A 19,582-nucleotide genomic window follows, 5' to 3' on the forward strand; every position below is an offset into this window, starting at 1 on the left:
GAAGGGAGGAAAAAGCCGGCGGCCCGGGCGCACCCGGGCCGCTGGCGAACGGCCTCAGACGAACAGCGGAAGGGCCTTGAGGATGGTGTTGTAGATGCCGTAGGCCAGTGGAACCAGCACCACCGTCCAATACAGGATCAGCTTTCCCGTGGCCGGATTCACCATTTCCGACGTGGACGCCTGCTGCTTCGGCTGCTCGGTGGCAGTCGTGCTCATGGCGACACTCCTTGCTTTCGCGGATTTGCCTGCGAAGCCGGCTCACTCGTAGGCCAGCTCGCCCTCTTCCATCAGGTGCTTGTTGTGCATGGCGCCGATGGCCAGATTGCACAGCAGTCCCACGCCCAGCAGTCCGGCCATGATGTACATGGTCAGCATGTAAGACTCCGAGGGAGCCACGCCGGACTGGATCTGGAACTCGCGCAGGTAGTTGATGAGCACCGGGCCGAGGACGCCGGCCACCGACCAGGCGGTGAGCAGGCGGCCGTGGATGGCGCCCACGTGCGCCGTGCCGAACAGATCCCGGAGATAGGCAGGAACCGTGGCGAAGCCGCCCCCGTACATGCTGATGATGATCAGGTAGGCGAGCACGAACAGGCTGGCCACACCCCAGGAGGCCACCGTGGGCACCAGGGCGTACAGGGCGATGCCGAGCAGGAAGAACGCCGTGTAGGTGTTCTTGCGGCCGATGTAGTCGGACAGGCTCGCCCAGAAGAAGCGGCCGGCCATGTTGAAGATGCTCAGCAGGCCCACGAAGCCCGCCGCGGCCGAGGCCGAAATGCCCACCATTTCCTGGCTCATGACCGAGGCCTGGCCGAGCACGCCGATGCCCGCCGTTACGTTCAGGCAGAGCACCGCCCAGACCAGCCAGAACTGCGGGGTCTTCAGCGCTTGGTTCACATGGACGTGGCCATCGGTCTGCAGCTTGCCGCTGGCCGCGGTGCTCGGATCGTAGCCCGCCGGCGCCCAGCCCTCCCGCGGAACGCGCACGATCAGGGCGCCGAACATCATCAGCAGGAAGTAGAAGATACCCATGGTGGCGAAGGTGGCGCCCACGCCTACCGTTTCGGGTCCGGAATAGAAGCTCATGAGATTCACCGCCAGCGGCGAGCCGATCATGGCGCCTCCGCCGAAGCCCATGATCGCCATGCCGGTGGCCATGCCGGGCTTGTCCGGGAACCATCGCATGAGCGTTTTCACGGGTGAGATGTAGGCGAAGCCTAGGCCGATTCCGCCGAATACCCCGTAGCCCAGATACACCAGCCAGACCGAGTGAGCCCATACCCCCACGGCGGACAGCAGGAAGCCGCCTCCCCAGGCCAGGGCAGCGACCACCATCCCCTTGCGCGGGCCGACCCGCTCCAGCCAGCGACCCCCGAAGGCGGCGGTCACACCGAGCACGGCGATGGCGATACTGAAGATCCAGCCGAGCGTCGTAAGCTTCCAGTCTCCCGGGGCGGACTCCGTAACGCCCAGGATTCGGGTCATGGGCTCGTTGAAGACACTGAAGGCGTACACCTGACCGATGGACAGGTGGATCGCAAGCGCCGCGGGTGGGATAAGCCACCGGTTGAAGCCCGGCTCGGCAACAATCTGCTCCTTATCGAGGAAACCGCTCATGTGGCACCTCCTGGTCGCGCGGATTTCCCGGGCATGGCCGTTCGGCCGCCCGGACGCGGGTTGAATCAGTACCACGCACCGCTCGGAGCCGCTTCGGCGGCGAAAACGGGCGCGCGGTACCGGACGAGCGGACAGCGTCTGTCCGCGGATGCGAAGTCCCGTTGCAACCGACCCGGAAACGGCGGAGTGCACTGGCTTCCAAGGCCGAATCCGCTCCGGCACAACGCTTCAAGAGGCATAGCGAGGGAATTGCGAGCCAGCGCCCGGACCCTGGGAGAGGAACGAACAACAACGCGGTATGGGTCCCGTGAAAGAGGGCGCTTCCCCTTTTTCAAAGACAGTCCAGTTCGGCGCGAATGTCTTCCGCTGGACCTACTCTGCCCCTTTTTCTACTGGATACGCGCAGGCATAGAGCCATAAATATTAGACTTAACGAATATGGTTATATTTATTTAAGCACTCCCCTTTTTGTCCTTATTTATTAGTACCTCCATTTGCATAAATATCCCGTTTAAACGCATGGGTCAACCGCAGGCTTTCCTGCCACCTCCTCGCATTACCCCCTGTAAAACCGCTTGGCTCCCTGTGGCCCGCCTCTGCTCAATAGGCGGCCACCCGCCAATTTTCCCCAACCTCTTCATGGACGGGTGTCCTCCATGGGTACTTTGTGCGCTCTCTCTAAACTGGACCGCCGGTAGCGGGCTTCATGCCCGCTCTCCCAGGGGAATCAGCCAGCAATTGCGGCATAGAGGCGCCTGTCCACCGACAAAGCGGACCGGAACCGCCCCCCGTACTCGGCTCCGGTTTCGACAGTCGGGGGGAGGCCACCTTTCGGGCGGCGGGGAATTCGGATTCCGTCGGAGACGGAAACCGCAGTGGCGCTTTCACGGAGGGGGATAATGGCTCGCCGCGTCTGCTTTTCACGCGGCTTCCCGGACAAGGTGTGCATGGGAGCGCAATTTCCGCCGAACCATTCACATGCGCGCGAAGGCGTGATCAGGAGGCTTCCATAAAAGCACTGACCTGGACGGCACCCATGACGTTCGGGTGGAGAACGTCGCCGACCCTGAGATTCGGGATGCCCGCAATGCCATCGTCAAGGTCTCGGCCACGGCCATCTGCGGGTTCGACCTGCACCTGTACAACGGCCTCATGCCCGCCATGGAACCGGGCAACGTACTGGGCCACGAGCTCATGGGCGAGGTGGTGGAGACCGGCTCGGAGGTGGGCGGTTTGCGGCGGGGCGACCGGGTGGTCGTGCCCTTCACCATCGCCTGCGGCGAGTGCTTCTTCTGCAACAACCGGCTGTATTCCCTGTGCGACAGCAGTAATCCGAACGCTTCCGACTCCGCCGGTGTCATCGGCCATTCACCGGCCGCCCTGTTCGGGTATTCCCACCTGCTTGGCGGTATTGCCGGCGGCCAGGTCGAGTACGTGCGCGTACCCTTTGCCGACGTGGGGCCGTTGAAAGTGGACAGCGGCTTCTCCGACGAGCAGCTGCTGTTCCTTTCCGATATCTATCCCACGGGCTATATGGCGGCGGCCAACGCGGAGATCGAGCCGGGCGACGCCGTCGCGGTCTGGGGATGCGGTCCGGTGGGTCAGTTCACACCATCCGCAGCGCCTGGATGCTGGGGGCCGGTCGCGTGGTGGCCATGGACCGGGTTCCGGAGCGGCTGAAGCTTGCCCGGGACCAAGCCGGCGCGGAGGTGATCAATTTCGAGGAGGAGAACGTCTATCAGGCCCTGCAGGAGCGCACGCGCGGCCGCGGCCCCGACTGCTGCATCGATGCGGTGGGCGCCGAGGCCCACGGCGCGGGCGATCCGGAAGCCATCGAGCGGGCTCCGGATGCGAGCGAGGTGAACCACCCACAGGCCTTCAACGAGATGGTCCTGTGCTGCCGCAAGGGCGGCCGGCTGTCGGTGCCCGGGTGTAACACCAACATGGTAGACGGCGTGGCCCTGAACGGGGTGATGAACAAATCCCTGTCCCTGAAGACCGGGCAGACGCACATGCAGGCCTACATGCCGGCCCTTCTGCGCACCATCGAGCAGGACCTGATCGACCCGTCCTTCATCATCACGCACCGCCACCGGCTGGAGGAAGCTCCGGAAGCCTACGCCGACTTCAACGCCAAGCGGGACGGCTGCATCAAGGTGGTGATGACGCCCTGACCGGCCGGGCACCTAGAAGCCGGGGACGCTTTTCCCCTCGGGGGTGCTCAGACGGTATCCGGCCTTCAGGACCACGGTCCCGCCGGCGGGAATGGTCCGCTCCCAGGCATGGATTCCCCGACGGGAATCCACATCCGATCGGTCAGGCTCCTCGGGGAACCAGGGCTCCACGGTGATCTCCTCGTCGCGCGGTACGGGAACGCGAAAGCGCACGGAGCCCTCCAGGGGCCGCTGGTGGCGGTTGGTGAGCTCGATGCGGTAATGGCGGGTACGGACGCTCCGCTTGCTGATGAGCCCGTCCTCCCCCGCCAGGTCGGTGACGGGGCGGAAGGCCACCTCGAAGCGCGGATCGATTCCGAAGGCCAGATGGCGCGCATCGCCCGGTGCCCACGCCGACCAGCGCCCCCGGCCCACGAAGGACCCGTCGCGGTAGCGGCTCACCCGCCCAGGGGGCAGGGCACCCTGGCCGTTCCAGGTCACGCGGGCGGTCATCCAGGCCCGTTCGCTCCGCTGGGGAACCACGCGGACGGCCATCTCGGAGGCGAGCTGGCGACGGCCCAGGACCACGGTCCGGGGCTGGTTGGCGCCCGGCACGGTGACCGCCCCCGAAACCCGGTAGGTGGGGGTGAACGCCCCGTGCACGGTCCGGGACCGCGCCTCCTTCCCACCCGAAATCGGGGGGGCCGCCTCCCTGGCCCGCGCGCCGTCCGCTTTCCCGGCCAGGGGGCGGGGCTGCCCGAAGTCCACCCACCAGATGGGAAGCTCCGGGTAGGAGCCCGAAACCGGGGCGACCGTGGCCAGGGCGAGGCGGATGCCGGACCAGTCCTTGCCGGTGCGCTGCCGGACCCGCGCCTTGCGCACCAGCTGCACGGCACCGCCGTTCGTATCGAGATGGGCCTCGTATTCGGGCCGCCATTCCGCCCCGCGCACCCGGTAGCGCAGGGAGAGCTCCGCCCGGGTGGCCGCATCCGCCTCCAATCCGATACGAATACGGATACGGGCCTTCTCCCCCTGCCCCAGCTGCTCCAGGGAGTCGCGCACCGCCTCGATCTCCGCCTGCAGGCGCTCCTGCTCGCGCCGGGCCTCCCGCATCACTTTCCGCGCCTGCCGGGCGCCTTCGCCGATGCGCCGCCACAGCTCCGGCCATCGCTCGGCGGCCCCGCCGCCGGTCAGGGCGGACCCGGCGCCTTCCCGCTCAGGCAGCTCCGCCAGTCCCTCCACGAAGGTCAGCTGGGTCCGGGCCGTCTCCATCCGGTCGGTAACGGCGACCCGGTCGGCCTGCAGGCGCTCGAGCTTGGCCCGCAGCTGCCGCTCGCGCTCCCGGGGCGGCCCGCTCACCGGCTGGCGGTCCACCTCCACGGTGCCCACCCGGACCGCCGCCTGAGCCCCGGAAACCTCTGCCCGTACGGAGCTTCGAACAAGCTGCGCGGGCAGATCGCCGACCACCAGCTCCCGGGCGCCGGCCTGGAGGTCCACTTCCGCGGAGCGGTGGATCCGGGCCTGGTCATTGGGGTACACGGTTACTGCGCGGATTGCGGTATCGAGGGGGGTGACCGCCCGGACGGATCCGCCGGAGAGCGCGGGAATTCCCCAGGCGATGGCGAGCATCACGAGACGGAGGCGCATACGCATCCTTCCTTTCGGGAAACGGGACCCTGACTGCCCGCGACCATAGCATGAATCCCATGGGCGCCCGTCGGTCCCTGCGTCCCCAATGCGCGTATCCGCCCCTGCCGTGCCGCCGCCGGGAACGGGCCAGACGGCCCGTCCCCGTTCTGTTGTCTTCTCACCCGCCCGGCGGCGATAATGGGCAGGCTGAAGCGCGTTGCCCATGCCGGAGCGACGCGATCGTCGCCCCGTTCACCACAGGAGGTTCATATGGCGAGTGGTTGGGCAAAGGAAGGCGCCGTCCAGCAGCAGATCGATGACAGCATCAACGACGAGCTGCAACGGGTTCGCAGCCAGCTCCCGCAGGGCGAGAGCCTGATGCACTGCGAGGAGTGCGGCGACGAGATCCCGCAGGCACGCCGGGAGGCCATCAAGGGCGTGCGCCTGTGCGTCACCTGCCAAAGCGAGCAGGACGCCGAACAGAAGCCGTACAGCTATTACAATCGGCGCGGCAGCAAAGACAGCCAGCTTCGGTGAGAATCAGGCTCGCCTGGGAGGCATGGCCTCCGGCTACTGCGTCCCTCCGCCGGAGCCTCCGCCCTGCGGTTCACCCTGCCGCTGCTGACCGGGCGATTTGCCATCCTTGGGCTGGATCCCCAGGGCGAACAGCGTCGGGTTATCGAGATTCCCGGTGGGCTTGATGCCCATATCCTCCTGGAACTGCACCAGCGCGGAAGAGGTCTTCTTGCCCATCTTCCCGTCCACTTGGCCAACGCTGTAGCCCTCGTCATTCAAGGCCTGCTGGACCTTCCGGACCACCTCCGGGCCCAGCTTTTCCTTCTGGTACCCCATCTGCTCCCATTTCTTCTTGGTCTTATCGGGAGCGGGGCCCTGACCCTGCATACCGGCCATCGCCGGCCCACCGGCCAGCAACGCCGCAGTGGCCAGTACGGTAACGAGCTTGTTCCCTTTCATGACGCTTACCCTCATCGGAAATGAAATTTCCCGATATGAATAATATGCCCCGATTTGTTCCACAATGCGGTTTCAACCCAACCTTAACAGGGAAACCGTGAACAATTCCGGTAAGCGCCTGAAAATATTGAAACAACCGCCATTTTACCGCAACCAAACCCATAGTTTTCGGTATTTAAAGGAAAAAACGAGGAACCTCTCGGAGGTTTCCCATGCCCGCCACCGGCATCTAGAAGTCCCACCGCTCCGGGGGCATCGACCGCAGATGGACCTGGTGCGCTAGCCGGATCATGGGCCGCACCAGCAACTGGGCGCTCCCCAACACGAACAGCCAGATCCCCGTGTCCTGCCAGGTGTGCCAGAAGAATGCGATGCTACCCAGCAGAAACCACAACCCGATCAGGAAGTCGTTGAGAATGCTGGCCGCCTGATACCGCTGCCGGATGATGAGCTCTTCCCGGCCCATGCGGATCACCAGCTGCTCGTCGCCGTCATTTCTGTCAACGCGCTCAATATGCTCGCGAGTCACCGCAGATCTCCATTGCCCTGCCCACGTGAAATGCCCCGGATACCGTGGGCACTGCCCGTTATTCCGGTGTATCGCGCAGAATCGTGCAGATCACGGATCGGCGCGTCCGCGGGCCGTCGAATTCGCAAAGGAACAGGCCCTGCCAAGTGGACAGACCGAGCCGCCCTTCCATGAGAGGGATGGTCTCGGAGGGCCCCACCAGTCCGGATTTCAGGTGTGCATCCCCGTTGCCGTCCTGGGCGTCGTGCTCCCATACCCCGCACGGGGCCAACTCCCGGAGAAGATGCACCACGTCGCGGGGCACGCTCCGGTCCCAGTTCTCCTGGATCATGATCCCCGCAGTGGCGCCCTGCACATAGACGGAAACCAGCCCGTCGGCCACACCGGAACCTCTTACCGCATCCTCCACCTGCGGCGTGATGTCCACCAGTTCTTCCCGCTCGTGCGTGGCCACCTCCAGGGTCCGGCGCATGGTCCACCTCCTCCGCATTGGCTCCCGGGCCCGACAGGATAGCAAGCGGCCCAGTCGCCGGAACCCGTCACGGCAGTCAATCCCCCGCCAGCTCGCGGTCCAGCTCCCGCTGCGCCTGGCGAGCCCGGAACTCCTCGTACAGCGCGGCCTCCCGGGCGGGCTCCAGGTGCTTGCCGCTAGCCTCCAGCAGATCGGTGAACAGACCCTTAAGGCGCTCCGGATCCATGCCGACCATGGCGCATAGATACTGCCCGTCCTCGCCGAGAACCACATAGCGGAGCTTCCGGATCTCGGAGCCCATCAGGTACGTCTCGGTCACCTGCCGGGACACGGATTCGAAAGTGCCTCCGGCCACGGTGCCGCCGCGGGCCTGGACCTGGCGCCGATAGGCCTTGTCCATGGCCTGAATCTTGACCCGGATCTGCTTGGCGAGATTGGCCCGGGCGAGGGCCACGGCCTCGGCCTTGTCCAGGCTGAGCTCGCCGCTCGCGCGGGTACACTCCGTGGCCGCCATGCCGCCTTTCACCTCCGGATCCACCACCCAGTCGGGTACCTGAGGTCCACCGCCGTCCGCGTGCAGGGCGGTTTCCGTTTTCTCCGCCGTGCCGCAGCCGGCAAGGCCGGCCAGAACGGTCCATGCCAGACACGTCCACAACGCATTCCGCCGCTTACTCATCGCCACCGCCTTTCCGCTCCCATGTTCGGGTTCGGGATACTCGGGATTTTCTTCCATTGTGGCGGGGGACCAACCGAACCGAACCTCCCGGCGCCGGGGAAGTTGACTCCTGTCAGATCCGCCGGTGGGGCACTAGCGGGTGAGTGTCCCGCTGTCCCGGGAAGGGGCGGATTCCGGCGGCGTCTCTTGCAGCGATTGGTGGATGGCGCGCCGGGTGTCCTCCAGCGCGGCCTGGCTGACGGTGAAGAGCCGCTGACGGGGCTGGTCGAGGTCGACGATGAGCAGCATAACCGCCGCGAAGGCCACCACCAGGGCAGTGGTGGCCGGAAGGTTGCGGGTGCCGCCCAGGCCGAATTGATAGCCCATGACGCCCATGGACAGGAAGGCCACCAGATACAGCGTCCACAGCAGGCTCGGCGGCACGCGGTTGCGCAGGGCTACGGTGACACGCTCCTCGTGCAGATCGATGGTTTCGTTCAGCGCATCTATGAACAGACCCACCGGCTCCGAGCGCGGCCGCTGGGCCGCCATCCGGTCCGCGATCTCCCACAGGGCGGTCTGGATTGCCACCGGCCGCTTGAGCCCCTCCTGAAGGGTCTCCCTCCGCTGAGCCGCCTCCAGGCGGACATCCACGTACTCGGCGAGCAGAAGGCGTGCCCGGCGCCGCTCCGGCGGGGACAGGAAATCCGTGCGCAGGAACGTGGTGCCGATGGCATTGGCCTCCTCCAGCACCAGCTGCTTGCGGGTCATGAAACGGTTTTCGGCGATACTGAAGCTGATAGCAAGAAGAAACCCCAGCAGCGCCAGAATGGCTGCCAGAGCCGTACCTGCCTGGGACTTGGCCTCCGGGTCCGCCTTACCCCTGCGCCGACGGCCGAGGAAATGGCCCGCCTCCACCATGGCCAGGAAAAGCAAGATGGTGCCGATATAAAAGACCCACCAGAAATACTCCGCGGCCAGCACCCAATCCATTATTCACGCTCCCGTTTGCAGGCACGCGGGTACGTAGAAGCATCAAACGGCACCCGACCCGATGGGTTCCAAACTAGGGCGGCGGATAGGGTGGGGTAAATGCGGAATAACGGAAGGCGCTTATGAAATAGCCCCAAAAGGAGAGTGACACAGACTTCCCGGGTGCAACCTTTCGGTCGGACCCCGGAAAAACCGAGATACGCCTAGCAAGTGCAAGGCAGCCCCGGGCGCTACTATTTCAAGAATAGAAACTTCCTGATAATTCCTATACATATAAACTATAAAGGAGACAAAAATGAAAAGATTTAACGACCAGAACCTGAAGATCGCTGAAATCCGTATGGAGAAAGGCAGCCGCGCCGCCCGGCAGATTGCCGCTCAATCAAGGCTCTCCAAGGGGGTCATGCTGAGCAGGGCCGGTGAAATTTTTGAAAAATACAAGGACAGCGTACCGGTATCCAGCCTGTTCATCCTATCCAGGGCAAACCTGGATTTCGGGAATTATTCCGAGGCGATCTACTACGCAACCCGGGCCTCGAAACTCTCCGAAAACAGAATGTTCCGACCCGAAGCCCTGCGGTTCAAGGCCCAGGCCCTGTTTTATTAAAATAAGGAAAACGAAACTGCCACCCGGCGGGCCCTCCGCCGCTCCATAAAGGAATCCGAAAAGATTCAGGGCCCCCTCGGGGCCCGGTTAACCGTCGGGACCTATGCGGAATGGATCATCATGGAATCCATACGCGGCAACTGCTCGAAAGGGGAGGAAATACTCCAGAAGCTGCGCAGCAGGATCGCCCGGCTGAAAAACCCCGAGCCATTGAAAGTACTGGCCCGATCCCGCTTGCAACAGGGTCCTTACAAGCGCAACCCCTGTGAATTGAATATGTAGCTCTTATTCTGAATGCGCTCCCCGGAGGCTTCGGGCTACCGGGCACTCGAAACCGCCCGGTACCGCTCCGGTGGCATACTCCTGTTGGGGTCAAACCCGGCCGGTGCTACGGTCGGAGCATGTGCATTCCCGCCTGGGGGAAGCCCCCGGTGCAACCACACGGAGAATGGCCCATGGCCCAGGAAGCGGACGCGGAGAACCAGGCGGTGGTCGACGAGGCCCCGGCCCTGGCCGAGAACATCACGGAGCACCTGCAGGCGGCCCTGAGCTCGGTGACGGAAACCCTCGGCATCGGCATGCAGCAATGGAGCGCCGGCGACGACGAGGTGATCCTCGGGGTCCTTACCCGGTACACCGAGTTCGTGGCCCATTCCAAGGGCTTCCGGCCCGGCGGCAATTTCCACGCCGGCCTCCTCTACCACACCTTCGAGCGGGCCTTCTATGACGACGGCACCCTGATCCAGCAGGTGGAGGACTACATGAACCGGGAGGAGCGCCCCGAGCACTTCGAGAAGGGGCTCAACCTCGGGGAGGCTACCGTTCGCACCATCCTCCGGAACAAGGAGGAATCCGTGGAGGCTCCCGTCCGCTCCGCCTTCACCAGCAACATGACGGAATACTTCCAGGCCCGGGCCTGAGCCGGTCCGCTTCCGCCCGGGTCCGGGATACCCGTTTCCAGGCGGTTCTTCATCAGCCAGCGAGATACGGATGGACCGATTCCTTCAGGCCGCTTTGGAAGAGGCGGAGAAAGGCTACCGCGAAGGCGGGATTCCCAACGGCGCGGTGCTCGTGCGCGGGGGCCGTACTGCTCTATGGCATTCCCAGGGTGGTGATTGGCGAGAACCGGACCTTCCTCGGCGAGGAGGAGCTGCTTCGCGCCCGGGGCGTGACGGTGAGGGTGGCGCAGGACGCCGCTCCCGCGCTCTGGAACGAGGATATCGGGGGATAAGGGGGCCGGTTGCGGCGACTCGGGGACTCAGCCCACTCCTTGCTCCAGCCCGGGCATCCAGGGCAGATCGGTCACGCCGGGGTCGTAGCCGAGCTGCATCATCAGGGTGGTGACCTGGCCCCGGTGATGGGTCTGATGATTGAACACGTGCGCCGCCAGAATCCAGGCCGGACGCGATCGCGTCGCCCCGTCGATCCCACTGGTCCAGGACACCTCCCCGCGCAGCCACGCCGCATCCACCCCCTCGGCCCACGCCAGGATCTCGCCATCCAGCGCCTCGCGCGCCGTCCGCAGCGCCCGGAAGTCCGAGAACTGCTCGTCGGCCGCCCCGCCTTCGGGTCTCGGCCGGTCCGTGAAGCGGCTCATCCAGACGCCGTCACCCCACAGCAGGTGATTCAGCGTGCCGTGGATGGAGCCGAAGAACGCGCCCAGGTCCCGCCGCCGGTCGGCCTCCGGAATCTCCGTGCAACGCTCGTAGATCCGCTCGTTCATCCAGCGGTTGTAGCGCGCCATGGTCAGGCAGTATTCCCGGTCGATCACGGCGGGCTCCTCCATGGGTGCGGTGCGGCGACTCGAATCAGGTACCGCAGAAGGTCTGCGTCACCACCTCTTCCGGACTCGGCGGCTCGGCCAGGTGGGCGTAATCCGGGTGGTCGGCGTAGGGCTCGGTAAGCACCGTGAGCAGATCATCGATGGGCCGGAGGTCCCCCTCGTTCATGGCCGCCTCGATGGCCTGTTCCACCCGGTGATTGCGCGGTATATAGGCGGGATTCACCGACCGCATGTCGACGCGCCGGGAGGCGTCGTCCCTTTCCTCGGCGGCAAGGCGCTCGCGCCAAGTGCGGGCCCAGGCATCGAAGTCCGATGGATCCTCGAACAGCGCGCGCACGGCCTCGTCAGCCCCGTCCGGTTCCCGTTTCAGGTCGGCGAGACGGCGGAAGGTCAGGGTGAAGTCGGCCCGCTGCTTGGCCATGCGCCCGAGCAGATCCAGGGCCAGGTCCGCGTCGCCCTCGCGCTCCTCCGCCAGACCCAGCTTGCGGCGTAGGCCGGCGTGGTAGCGGGCGTTCAGCCGCTCCTCGAAGGGATCGAGCACCTCGTGGGCGGCGGCCAGCGCGGTATCGGCATCGTCCGAGATCAGCGGCAGCAGGGTCTCGGCGAAGCGCGCCAGATCCCAGTGGCCGATCCGCGGCTGCTGGTCATAGGCATAGCGGCCATGGCGATCGATGGAGCTGAAGACCGTGGCCGGGTGGTAGTCGTCCATGAAGGCGCAGGGGCCGTAGTCCAGGGTCTCGCCGGCGACGGAGATGTTGTCCGTGTTCATCACGCCGTGGATGAAGCCCACCAGCAGCCAGTCGGCGATGAGGTCGGCGGTGCGGTCGGCAACGGCGCCGATTAGCGCCTTGTAGGGCTGCCCCGCCTCCGCCAGCTCCGGATAGTGGCGCTCGATGACGTAATCGGCGAGCGCCCGCACCGTTTCCAGTTCGCCGCGCCGGAAGAAGTACTCGAAGGTCCCCACCCGCACGTGGCTGGCCGCCACCCGCGCGATCACACCGCCCGGCTCCATCCGCTGGCGCAGCACCGGGTCGCCGGTGGACACCATGGCCAGCGCGCGAGTGGTGGAAACGCCGAGGGCGGCCATGCCCTCGCTCACCAGATACTCCCGGATCACCGGGCCCAGGGAAGCCCGTCCGTCACCGGCGCGGGAAAACGGGGTCTGGCCGGCACCCTTGAGCTGAATGTCGCGCCGTACGCCGTCGCAATCCATCACCTCGCCCAGCAGCACCGCCCGGCCGTCACCGAGCTGGGGCACGAAATTGCCGAACTGGTGCCCGGCATAGGCAAGCGCCAGGGGCGCGGCACCTTCGGGCACATGATTACCGGCAAGCACGGCCACCCCGTCCGAAGCACCCAGGGCTTCGGGATCCAGCCCCAGATGCCGGGCCAGCTCTACATTGAGGCGCACCAGCTGTGGCGCGGAGACCTCGGTGGGCGCCACCCGCGCGTAGCAGGCCTCCGGAAGACGCAGGTAGCTGTTTTCGAGGGTCAGCGGCTCGGCGATCGGCGTTTCGGCTTCGTTCAACGTTATTACCTGTCCCCAGCGCCGCCGGAAGGTGGGCCGGGCGAAATTCCGAGTGTATCGGTGAGGAAATTTCGGGGATTGTGCGGGTTCGGTGCGGCGGGTTCAACGGGGACCTGTCGCCGGGCCCGGAGGGGTGGCCTTCGGCCCAAGACCCCGGGAGGGCCTACGGCGGCACATGCCAGGTCGTACTTGACAGGCCACAAGCCGGTCAAATTTCGATAGGGTGTCGCTCCGCCACCCCACCTCAGCCGGAGGACGCTATGCGCCACAACATCGCCCACGCCCTCGTCCAGGATCAGGACATCAACTTCGCGGTGGTATCCGTGGTGGATGCCGCCATCTCCGAGCCCGTCCAGGCCCAGAAGCTCATCGAGACCTTGCAGGCCGCCTACGGCTGCCCCGTGGTCCTGATGGGCGAGGAGAACCACCAGCTTTTCGGCCGCCAGGACATCGTGGACTTTCTCAACCAGTTCGAGCCCGCCCAGCTTCCCTGGGAGGAAACCCAGATCGATATCCCGGACCCATCCCGGGGCGAGGCGTAATCCCAGTTCGAGTTGAAGCATCGTCCCTCTAAGAGCGTCTCCTATTAGTATTAGGAGTCAGGTCTTGTTTTTTGCACATTCACTGGCATCTCGCCGGGATCAGTGAAGCAAAAAGCAAGACCTGACCCCTTTCGCTCGTTTGCATTCCCCATGCAGCCCGGAGAGACCACGAGGCCCCTGCTGGAATCCAGCCCAGAGAACCGGTAACCTCCCGGACGGCCCGGATTTTCCGCGGGCGACCCGAATACGAGGGCGCGGGTTGGCACCAGACGCCAGGACTTTTCATCGGTGGAGACGGCGTGGGGCGCTGCACGGTGCCGTGGTCGTCCTGCTGCTGGTCCTGGTGCCGGGCTGCGGTTTCCGGGACTACGAGCCCAAACCTCTCTCGACCGACGCGTTCCCGGCGCAATTTCGCACCCGCGATCTGGATTCGCAGGAGCTACGGCGCTACCTCGAGCGGGTCGGCTACGCCGAGCCCGGTCAGCCGATCAGGGAGTGGGGCCTGACCGGGCTCACCCTGGCGGGCTTCTACTACAGCCCCGAGCTGGCCGTCGCCGAGGCCGACTGGCATCTGCGCCGGGCGGGAGAGATCACCGCCGGCCAGCGCCCCAACCCCTCCCTGAGCTTCCCGGCGGAATACCACACCGACCCCAGCGGGGACGAGGGCTCCCCCTGGGTATTCGGCTCGGTGGTCGACGTATTGTTCGAGGCGCCCGGCAAGCGCGATGCCCGCCGTGACCGCGCCGACGCCCTGAGCCTTGCCGGCCGCATCGAGCTCGAGCACGCCGCCTGGCGGCTGCACAGCCGCGTGCGCCAGGCGCTAATCGAGCTACGCGCCGCCCGCCGGCGCCGGGACCTGCTGCGGGAGGAAGCGGAGCTGAACGAGAAGACCCTTCGGCTCCTCGAAGAGCGGGCCCGGGCCGGGCAGGTCAGCACCTTCCGGGTCACCACCCTGCGCATGGACCGGGCGCGCACCCGCATGGAGCTGGCCCGCCAGCGGGGGCGGATCGCCGAGGCGCGTCACGCCCTCGCCGAGGCGGTGGCCGTGCCGGAGGAGAAGCTCCGCGAAGTCAGCCTCGCCTTTCCCGAGGTGCAACCGGGGCCCGGCGGGCAGCTGGACATGGAGCGATTGCGCGGCTTGGCACTGCGCCGCCGCTACGACATCCGCCGGGCGGTGGCCGAGTACGCCGCCCGGGAAGCGGCCCTGCGCCGCGAGATCCGCGCCCAGTATCCCGATCTCAGCCTCTCCCCGGGGCTGCTGTTCGACCAGTCGGAGCTGGTCTGGATGCTGGGGGCCTCGTGGACGGTTCCCCTGTTCAACCGCAACGAGGGCCCCATCGCCGAGGCGCTGGCGCGCCGCCGCCTCGCGCGCAAGCGCTTCCTGAAGCTGCAGACGCGGGTCCTGCAGAAGCTGGCCGAGCGCCGTGACCGCTATCGGGCGCGGAATTCGGCGCTGTCGGAGGCGCGCTCGCTGCTGCGGGACGCCCGGGAGCGCCAGACCAGCCGCCGCAAGCAGTACAAGGCGGGCTACCTGGACCGCCTGGCACTGCTGCGCGGCCGCCGTGAGCTGGTCCGGGCCCGGCGCACCGTGGCCGAGGCGGAGACGGCACGCCGGCTCGCCCTCGCGGGCGTGCGCGACGCCCTGCAGCGGCCCCTGTCCGGGCGCCTCGCGCTCGACCGGGCACTGCAGCCCCTGATCGAAGAGACCGGAGCGGACCCATGAAGCGCCTGCTCGGCACCGCCGCCCTTCTTCTGCTGCTCGCCGCTGCGGGCTTCCTGGCGGCCCAGGCCCTGGCACCCGGCGCCGGCGGCCTGCGCTCCGGGCTCATCGCCCTACTGGGCGGGTCGCCCCGGGAAACGGTTACCGCGGAAGGCGGGGGCGAAGATGAGGCGGAGGAGGAGCCTGGCGGCCGCCGCCTGGTGGTGCGCGACGGCGCCGTGGCGGTACGGCTGAGCACGGAAGCGCAGGAGCGCGGCGCCCTCCGCACCCGGGCCCTCGAAGCGCGCGACCGCCCCCTGGAGACGGTGGCCTACGGCCGGGTGGTGGACATCGCGCCGCTGGTGGATCTGCGCGGCCGCTATCGGCAGACCCGCACCGAACTGCAGGCGGCGGAGGCCCGACGCCGGGAAGCGGCCGCCGACTACCGGCGGCTGGAGTCCCTCAGCGAAGGCGCCGGCAACATCTCCCGGCGCCAGCTCCAGAGCGCCCGCACCCGGCTGGCCGAGGCCCGTGCCAAGTTGGACGGGCTGCGCCGCCGCCTCGCCGGCCTGCGCACCCAAGCCGAGCTGCGCTGGGGCCCGCTTCTGGCAGAGACGGCCCTGACCGGCGGGGAGCGCTTCAGGGCCCTGGTGGAACGGCAGCAGGTACTGATCCGGCTGACCCTGCCCCCCGCGCAACGGCTCCCGGAGGGGACGCGCTCCGTACCCGTGCATCCCGGCGGGGAGCGGGCAGCGGCGCGCTCCGCCACGCTGGTGGGCCCGGCCACGGAGGTGACGCCCGGCCTGCCGGGGGAGACCTATTACCTGCGAACCGGGGCCGGCGGTCTGCGCACCGGCATGCCCGTCCAGGCCTGGGTGCCCCAGGGCGGTTCCGGGCTCCGCGGCGTCCGGGTGCCGGCCGAAGCCGTGGTCTGGTACGGCGGCAGCCCCTGGGTCTACCGCCGCGCCGGCAAGGAGCTGTTCGTACGGCGCCCGCTGCGGGGCGAGGCGCAGGGCGGCTCCTGGTTCGTCACCAAGGGCCTGCAGGCGGGCGACCGGGTGGTCACCGCCGGCGCCCAGATGCTGCTTTCCGAAGAGCTCCGGGCGCAGATCCCGGAAGAGGACGGGGACGACTGATGGCCGCCCCGGGGACCTCCTAGCCCATGCTGGCCCGGACCGTCCGCTTCTCGCTGCGGTTCCGCGGAGCCATCCTGGCCCTCGCCGCGATCCTCATGGCCTACGGCGGCTACCAGCTGTCGCGGGCCGGCCTTGACGTATTCCCGGAGTTCGCCCCCAAGCGCGTGGTCATCCAGACGGAGGCCTCGGGGCTGTCCGCCAAGCAGGTGGAAGCCCTGGTGACCCAGCCCATCGAGCAGGCGCTTTCCGGCGTGATCGGCCTGGAGCGGCTGACCTCCGAGTCTATCCAGGGCCTGTCGGTGGTGACCGCCGTATTCGAGCAGAGCACCGACATCTACCGCGACCGCCAGCTCGTGGGCGAGCGCCTGGCCGGGATCACGGAGCGCCTGCCGCCGGGCGTCGGCCAGCCCACGCCCATGCCCCTGTCGTCCTCCTCGGCCACCGTGCTCACCATCGGCGTCACCTCCGAGCGCAAGGACCTGATGGCCCTGCGCGACATGGTGGACTGGACCCTCGTGCCCCAGCTTCTGGGCGTGGACGGCGTGGCGGACGTGAACGTCTTCGGCGGCACGGTCCGCCAGCTCCAGGTGCAGCTCCGCCCCGAGGCGCTGCGCCGCTACGGGCTCGGCATCGACCAAGTGGCGGCCGCCGCCGGCAAGGCGAGCGGCATCCACGGCACCGGCTTCGTCGCCACCCCGAACCAGCGCCTTACCCTGCAGGTGACCGGCCAGCCGGCCTCCCCCGAGCGGCTCGAGCAGGTGGTAATCGAGCGCCGCGGCAGCGTACCCGTCACGCTCGGCGACGTCGCCGACGTGGCCTACGGCGCCGCCCCCCCCATCGGTGCCGCCCAGATCATGGGCGACGACGGCATTGTCATGATGGTCATCGGCCAGTACGGCGCCAACACCCTCAACGTTTCCCGCCGCGTGGAAAAGGTCCTGGAACGCTTCGACCCCATCCTGGCCTCGAAGGGCGTGGAGCTCTATCCGGACCTGTTCCGCCCCGCGGACTACATTTACGCCTCCCTGGACAACATCCTGCATCACCTCCTGATCGGCGGCGCGCTGGTGGTGCTGGTGCTGCTGTTGGTGCTGTTCGATGTCCGCACCGCCCTCATCTCCGCCCTCGCCATCCCGCTGTCGCTGCTGGCGGCGACCATGGTGCTGCTGGAGGCGGGCGTGAACATCAACATCATGGTGCTGGGCGGTCTGGCCATCGCCCTGGGCGAGGTGGCCGACGACGCCATCATCGACACCGAGAACATCTACCGACGATTGCGCGAGAACCGCCAGGCCGGCTGGCCGCGATCCGCCTTCGAGGTGGTCTATCGGGCCTCCATGGAGGTGCGCGGCTCGGTGGTCTACGCCAGCTTCATCGTGGCCCTGGTGTTTGTGCCGCTGCTCACCCTTGGTGGGGTGGCGGGCCGCCTGTTCTCGCCGCTCGGGGTCGCCTACATCCTGGCCATCCTGGCCTCCCTGGCGGTGGCGCTGACGGTGACCCCGGCGCTGTGCTACCTGCTGTTGGCCCGCTCCGGGCTGAGCGACCGCGACCCGCCGCTGATCCGGGCCGTGCAGCCGGCCTACGCCAAGGCGCTCCGCGGCATCTCCCGGGCGCCGCTGCTCGCCTTCGGGCTCACCGTGGCCCTGTGCGGCGCGGGCCTGGCGGTGCTGCCGGGGCTGGGCGGGCAGTTCCTGCCCAACCTGCGCGAGGGGCACTACATCGTCCACACCACCGCCAAGCCGGGCACCTCCCTGCAGGAATCGCTGCGCATGGGCAGGCAGCTCACCGAGGCGTTCCTGGACGTGCCCGGCGTGGTCTCGGTGTCGCAGTGGGCCGGGCGCGCCGAGCGGGGCGCGGATACCTACGGCAGCCACTACAGCGAGTTCGAGGTGGACCTGGAGCCCATGTCGGGCAGCGAGCAGGAGCGGGTCCTGCAGGAGCTGCGGTCGATCCTGGCGGATTTCCCCGGGATCCGCTTCGAGGCCAACACCTTCCTCCTGGAGCGCGTGGGCGAGACCATCGCCGGCTACGCCTCGCCGGTGGTGGTTAACATCTACGGCCACGACCTCGACTACCTCGACCGCAAGGCCAACCAGGTGGCGTCCATGATCCGGGAGATGGAGGGCGCCACCGACGTCCAGGTGCGCTCCCCGCCGGGCACGCCCATGCTCCGCGTGCGCCTGCGCCTCGGGCAGCTCAAGCGCCTCGGCGTGCGGCCCGACGACGCCGTCCAGGCCCTGCGCACCGCCTACGAGGGCCGGGTGGTGGGGCGCATCGCCCGCGACAACCGCCTGCACGATGTCTCCGTGGTGCTCGGCGAGGAGGCGCGCGGCCGGGTCTCGGAGGTGGGCCGGCTGCCGGTGCGCAACGCCGAGGGCCAGCTGATCCCGCTGGAGCGCATCGCCCACATCCGCCAGAGCGGCGGCCGGTACAACGTGCTACACCGCGGCGGCCAGCGCCTGCAGACGGTCACCGCCAACGTCGCCGGCGCCGACGCGGTGTCGTTCATGCAGCGCATCCGCGAGCGCCTGCACGAGGAGGTGGACTTTCGCACCAGCGTCTACCCGGAGATCACCGGCCCCGCGGTGGAGCAGGCGCGCGCCCGCCAGGACCTGATCCTGCATTCCCTGCTCGCCGGCGCCGGCATCCTGGTGCTGATCTTCGTGGCCCTGGGCAGCCTGCGCCACACGGCCCTGGTGCTGGTGAACCTGCCCTTCTCCCTGGTAGGCGGGGTTGCCGCCGTCCTGATCACCGGCGGCACGCTGTCGGTGGGCGCGCTGGTGGGCTTCGTGACCCTGTTCGGGATCACCGTGCGCAACTCCATCATGCTGGTGGCCCACTACCAGCACCTGGTGACCCGGGAGGACCAGCCCTGGAACCGGGCGACGGCCATCCGCGGCGCCCAGGAACGCCTGCCGTCCATCCTCATGACCGCGCTGGTGACCGCACTGGCCATGCTCCCCATCGCCGTGAACAGCGACAACCCGGGCCGCGAGATCATGGGCCCCATGGCCGCCATCATCATCGGCGGCCTGGCCTCCTCCACCGTGCTCAACCTGCTGATCCTGCCCAGCCTGATGCTGCGCTTCGGGCGCTTCCGGAAGGAGGATGAAGAAGATCTGGCGGAAGCCTGATAGAGCCCGTAACGACAAGAAATAAGGCAGAAAGACTGGGGCCAGGTCTTGCTTTTTGCTTGTTCGTATCCGCTAGAAGCAAAAAACAAGACCTGGCCCCAATACCCATGACCCCAAGGCCCTCGTTAAA

18 protein-coding genes and 1 pseudogene are annotated in these 19,582 nt (G+C 67.3%); 9 read left to right on the top strand and 10 right to left on the bottom strand.

Annotated elements, in window-relative coordinates:
- Positions 1-54 precede the first annotated feature (54 nt).
- Positions 55-216 (bottom strand): MFS transporter small subunit, encoded by a 162-nt coding sequence (locus ACERLL_RS15475; RefSeq protein WP_373657004.1) that lies wholly within the window; start codon positions 214-216, stop codon positions 55-57.
- Positions 217-258: 42 nt separating this feature from the next.
- Complete coding sequence (locus ACERLL_RS15480) at positions 259-1,617, bottom strand: L-lactate MFS transporter (RefSeq protein ID WP_373657005.1); 1,359 nt, start codon at positions 1,615-1,617, stop codon at positions 259-261.
- 1,009 nt (positions 1,618-2,626) lie between these two features.
- Here ACERLL_RS15480 and ACERLL_RS15485 point away from each other — a divergent pair.
- A pseudogene (locus ACERLL_RS15485) lies at positions 2,627-3,791 on the top strand (zinc-dependent alcohol dehydrogenase).
- Positions 3,792-3,803: 12 nt separating this feature from the next.
- Here ACERLL_RS15485 and ACERLL_RS15490 read toward each other — a convergent pair.
- On the bottom strand, positions 3,804-5,417 hold the full coding sequence (locus ACERLL_RS15490; protein WP_373657006.1) for a mucoidy inhibitor MuiA family protein: 1,614 nt from the start codon (positions 5,415-5,417) through the stop codon (positions 3,804-3,806).
- Between the two features lie 252 nt (positions 5,418-5,669).
- Here ACERLL_RS15490 and ACERLL_RS15495 point away from each other — a divergent pair, with 252 nt between their 5' ends.
- Entirely contained in the window at positions 5,670-5,936 is a 267-nt protein-coding gene (locus tag ACERLL_RS15495; RefSeq protein WP_373657007.1) for a DksA/TraR family C4-type zinc finger protein, read from the top strand.
- A 33-nt stretch (positions 5,937-5,969) separates the two neighbouring features.
- Here ACERLL_RS15495 and ACERLL_RS15500 read toward each other — a convergent pair whose 3' ends face one another.
- The 5 genes from ACERLL_RS15500 to ACERLL_RS15520 form a co-directional block, all read right to left on the bottom strand.
- Positions 5,970-6,374 carry a peptidoglycan-binding domain-containing protein gene (locus tag ACERLL_RS15500; protein WP_373657008.1) on the bottom strand — a complete coding sequence of 135 codons (405 nt, stop codon included), beginning with the start codon at positions 6,372-6,374 and terminating at the stop codon, positions 5,970-5,972.
- A gap of 229 nt (positions 6,375-6,603) precedes the next feature.
- Entirely contained in the window at positions 6,604-6,903 is a 300-nt protein-coding gene (locus ACERLL_RS15505) for a YrhK family protein (protein ID WP_373657009.1), read from the bottom strand.
- Positions 6,904-6,961: 58 nt separating this feature from the next.
- Positions 6,962-7,375, bottom strand: a complete 414-nt coding sequence (locus ACERLL_RS15510) for a secondary thiamine-phosphate synthase enzyme YjbQ (RefSeq protein ID WP_373657010.1) — start codon at positions 7,373-7,375, stop codon at positions 6,962-6,964.
- 76 nt (positions 7,376-7,451) lie between these two features.
- The gene (locus tag ACERLL_RS15515; protein WP_373657011.1) at positions 7,452-8,051 is read right to left on the bottom strand and encodes a hypothetical protein; all 600 of its coding nucleotides are present in this window, start codon (positions 8,049-8,051) and stop codon (positions 7,452-7,454) included.
- 132 nt (positions 8,052-8,183) lie between these two features.
- Positions 8,184-9,023 carry a bestrophin-like domain gene (locus ACERLL_RS15520; protein WP_373657012.1) on the bottom strand — a complete coding sequence of 280 codons (840 nt, stop codon included), beginning with the start codon at positions 9,021-9,023 and terminating at the stop codon, positions 8,184-8,186.
- A 295-nt stretch (positions 9,024-9,318) separates the two neighbouring features.
- On the opposite strand from ACERLL_RS15520, the gene ACERLL_RS15525 reads away from it, so the two are divergent.
- The 3 genes from ACERLL_RS15525 (at position 9,319) to ACERLL_RS15535 (ending at position 10,861) form a co-directional block, all read left to right on the top strand.
- Positions 9,319-9,630, top strand: coding sequence for a hypothetical protein (locus ACERLL_RS15525; protein WP_373657013.1), 312 nt, complete (start codon positions 9,319-9,321; stop codon positions 9,628-9,630).
- Between the two features lie 455 nt (positions 9,631-10,085).
- Positions 10,086-10,550, top strand: coding sequence for a hypothetical protein (locus ACERLL_RS15530; protein ID WP_373657014.1), 465 nt, complete (start codon positions 10,086-10,088; stop codon positions 10,548-10,550).
- A 188-nt stretch (positions 10,551-10,738) separates the two neighbouring features.
- Positions 10,739-10,861, top strand: coding sequence for a hypothetical protein (locus ACERLL_RS15535; RefSeq protein ID WP_373657015.1), 123 nt, complete (start codon positions 10,739-10,741; stop codon positions 10,859-10,861).
- A 27-nt stretch (positions 10,862-10,888) separates the two neighbouring features.
- Here ACERLL_RS15535 and ACERLL_RS15540 read toward each other — a convergent pair whose 3' ends face one another.
- Entirely contained in the window at positions 10,889-11,401 is a 513-nt protein-coding gene (locus ACERLL_RS15540) for a DinB family protein (protein WP_373657016.1), read from the bottom strand.
- A 37-nt stretch (positions 11,402-11,438) separates the two neighbouring features.
- Positions 11,439-12,920, bottom strand: coding sequence for a protein adenylyltransferase SelO (locus ACERLL_RS15545; protein ID WP_373657046.1), 1,482 nt, complete (start codon positions 12,918-12,920; stop codon positions 11,439-11,441).
- A 281-nt stretch (positions 12,921-13,201) separates the two neighbouring features.
- Here ACERLL_RS15545 and ACERLL_RS15550 point away from each other — a divergent pair, with 281 nt between their 5' ends.
- The 4 genes from ACERLL_RS15550 (at position 13,202) to ACERLL_RS15565 (ending at position 19,452) form a co-directional block, all read left to right on the top strand.
- On the top strand, positions 13,202-13,483 hold the full coding sequence (locus ACERLL_RS15550; RefSeq protein WP_373657017.1) for a hypothetical protein: 282 nt from the start codon (positions 13,202-13,204) through the stop codon (positions 13,481-13,483).
- 319 nt (positions 13,484-13,802) lie between these two features.
- On the top strand, positions 13,803-15,206 hold the full coding sequence (locus ACERLL_RS15555; protein WP_373657018.1) for a TolC family protein: 1,404 nt from the start codon (positions 13,803-13,805) through the stop codon (positions 15,204-15,206).
- The gene (locus ACERLL_RS15560) at positions 15,203-16,318 is read left to right on the top strand and encodes an efflux RND transporter periplasmic adaptor subunit (RefSeq protein ID WP_373657019.1); all 1,116 of its coding nucleotides are present in this window, start codon (positions 15,203-15,205) and stop codon (positions 16,316-16,318) included. Before ACERLL_RS15555 ends, ACERLL_RS15560 begins: the two co-directional genes overlap by 4 nt.
- 26 nt (positions 16,319-16,344) lie before the next feature.
- Positions 16,345-19,452 carry an efflux RND transporter permease subunit gene (locus tag ACERLL_RS15565; RefSeq protein WP_373657020.1) on the top strand — a complete coding sequence of 1,036 codons (3,108 nt, stop codon included), beginning with the start codon at positions 16,345-16,347 and terminating at the stop codon, positions 19,450-19,452.
- Positions 19,453-19,582 lie beyond the last annotated feature (130 nt).

It is taken from the genome of Thiohalorhabdus sp. Cl-TMA, from assembly GCF_041821045.1.
Lineage (GTDB): Bacteria > Pseudomonadota > Gammaproteobacteria > Thiohalorhabdales > Thiohalorhabdaceae > Thiohalorhabdus > Thiohalorhabdus methylotropha.

Bases quoted from the DNA above. Each gene is read 5' to 3' on its own strand.
- ACERLL_RS15475 (WP_373657004.1), bottom strand. From the start codon at position 216: ATGAGCACGACTGCCACCGAGCAGCCGAAGCAGCAGGCGTCCACGTCG.
- ACERLL_RS15480 (WP_373657005.1), bottom strand. From the start codon at position 1,617: ATGAGCGGTTTCCTCGATAAGGAGCAGATTGTTGCCGAGCCGGGCTTC.
- ACERLL_RS15490 (WP_373657006.1), bottom strand. From the start codon at position 5,417: ATGCGCCTCCGTCTCGTGATGCTCGCCATCGCCTGGGGAATTCCCGCG.
- ACERLL_RS15495 (WP_373657007.1), top strand. From the start codon at position 5,670: ATGGCGAGTGGTTGGGCAAAGGAAGGCGCCGTCCAGCAGCAGATCGAT.
- ACERLL_RS15500 (WP_373657008.1), bottom strand. From the start codon at position 6,374: ATGAAAGGGAACAAGCTCGTTACCGTACTGGCCACTGCGGCGTTGCTG.
- ACERLL_RS15510 (WP_373657010.1), bottom strand. From the start codon at position 7,375: ATGCGCCGGACCCTGGAGGTGGCCACGCACGAGCGGGAAGAACTGGTG.
- ACERLL_RS15515 (WP_373657011.1), bottom strand. From the start codon at position 8,051: ATGAGTAAGCGGCGGAATGCGTTGTGGACGTGTCTGGCATGGACCGTT.
- ACERLL_RS15520 (WP_373657012.1), bottom strand. From the start codon at position 9,023: ATGGATTGGGTGCTGGCCGCGGAGTATTTCTGGTGGGTCTTTTATATC.
- ACERLL_RS15525 (WP_373657013.1), top strand. From the start codon at position 9,319: ATGAAAAGATTTAACGACCAGAACCTGAAGATCGCTGAAATCCGTATG.
- ACERLL_RS15530 (WP_373657014.1), top strand. From the start codon at position 10,086: ATGGCCCAGGAAGCGGACGCGGAGAACCAGGCGGTGGTCGACGAGGCC.
- ACERLL_RS15550 (WP_373657017.1), top strand. From the start codon at position 13,202: ATGCGCCACAACATCGCCCACGCCCTCGTCCAGGATCAGGACATCAAC.
- ACERLL_RS15560 (WP_373657019.1), top strand. From the start codon at position 15,203: ATGAAGCGCCTGCTCGGCACCGCCGCCCTTCTTCTGCTGCTCGCCGCT.
- ACERLL_RS15565 (WP_373657020.1), top strand. From the start codon at position 16,345: ATGCTGGCCCGGACCGTCCGCTTCTCGCTGCGGTTCCGCGGAGCCATC.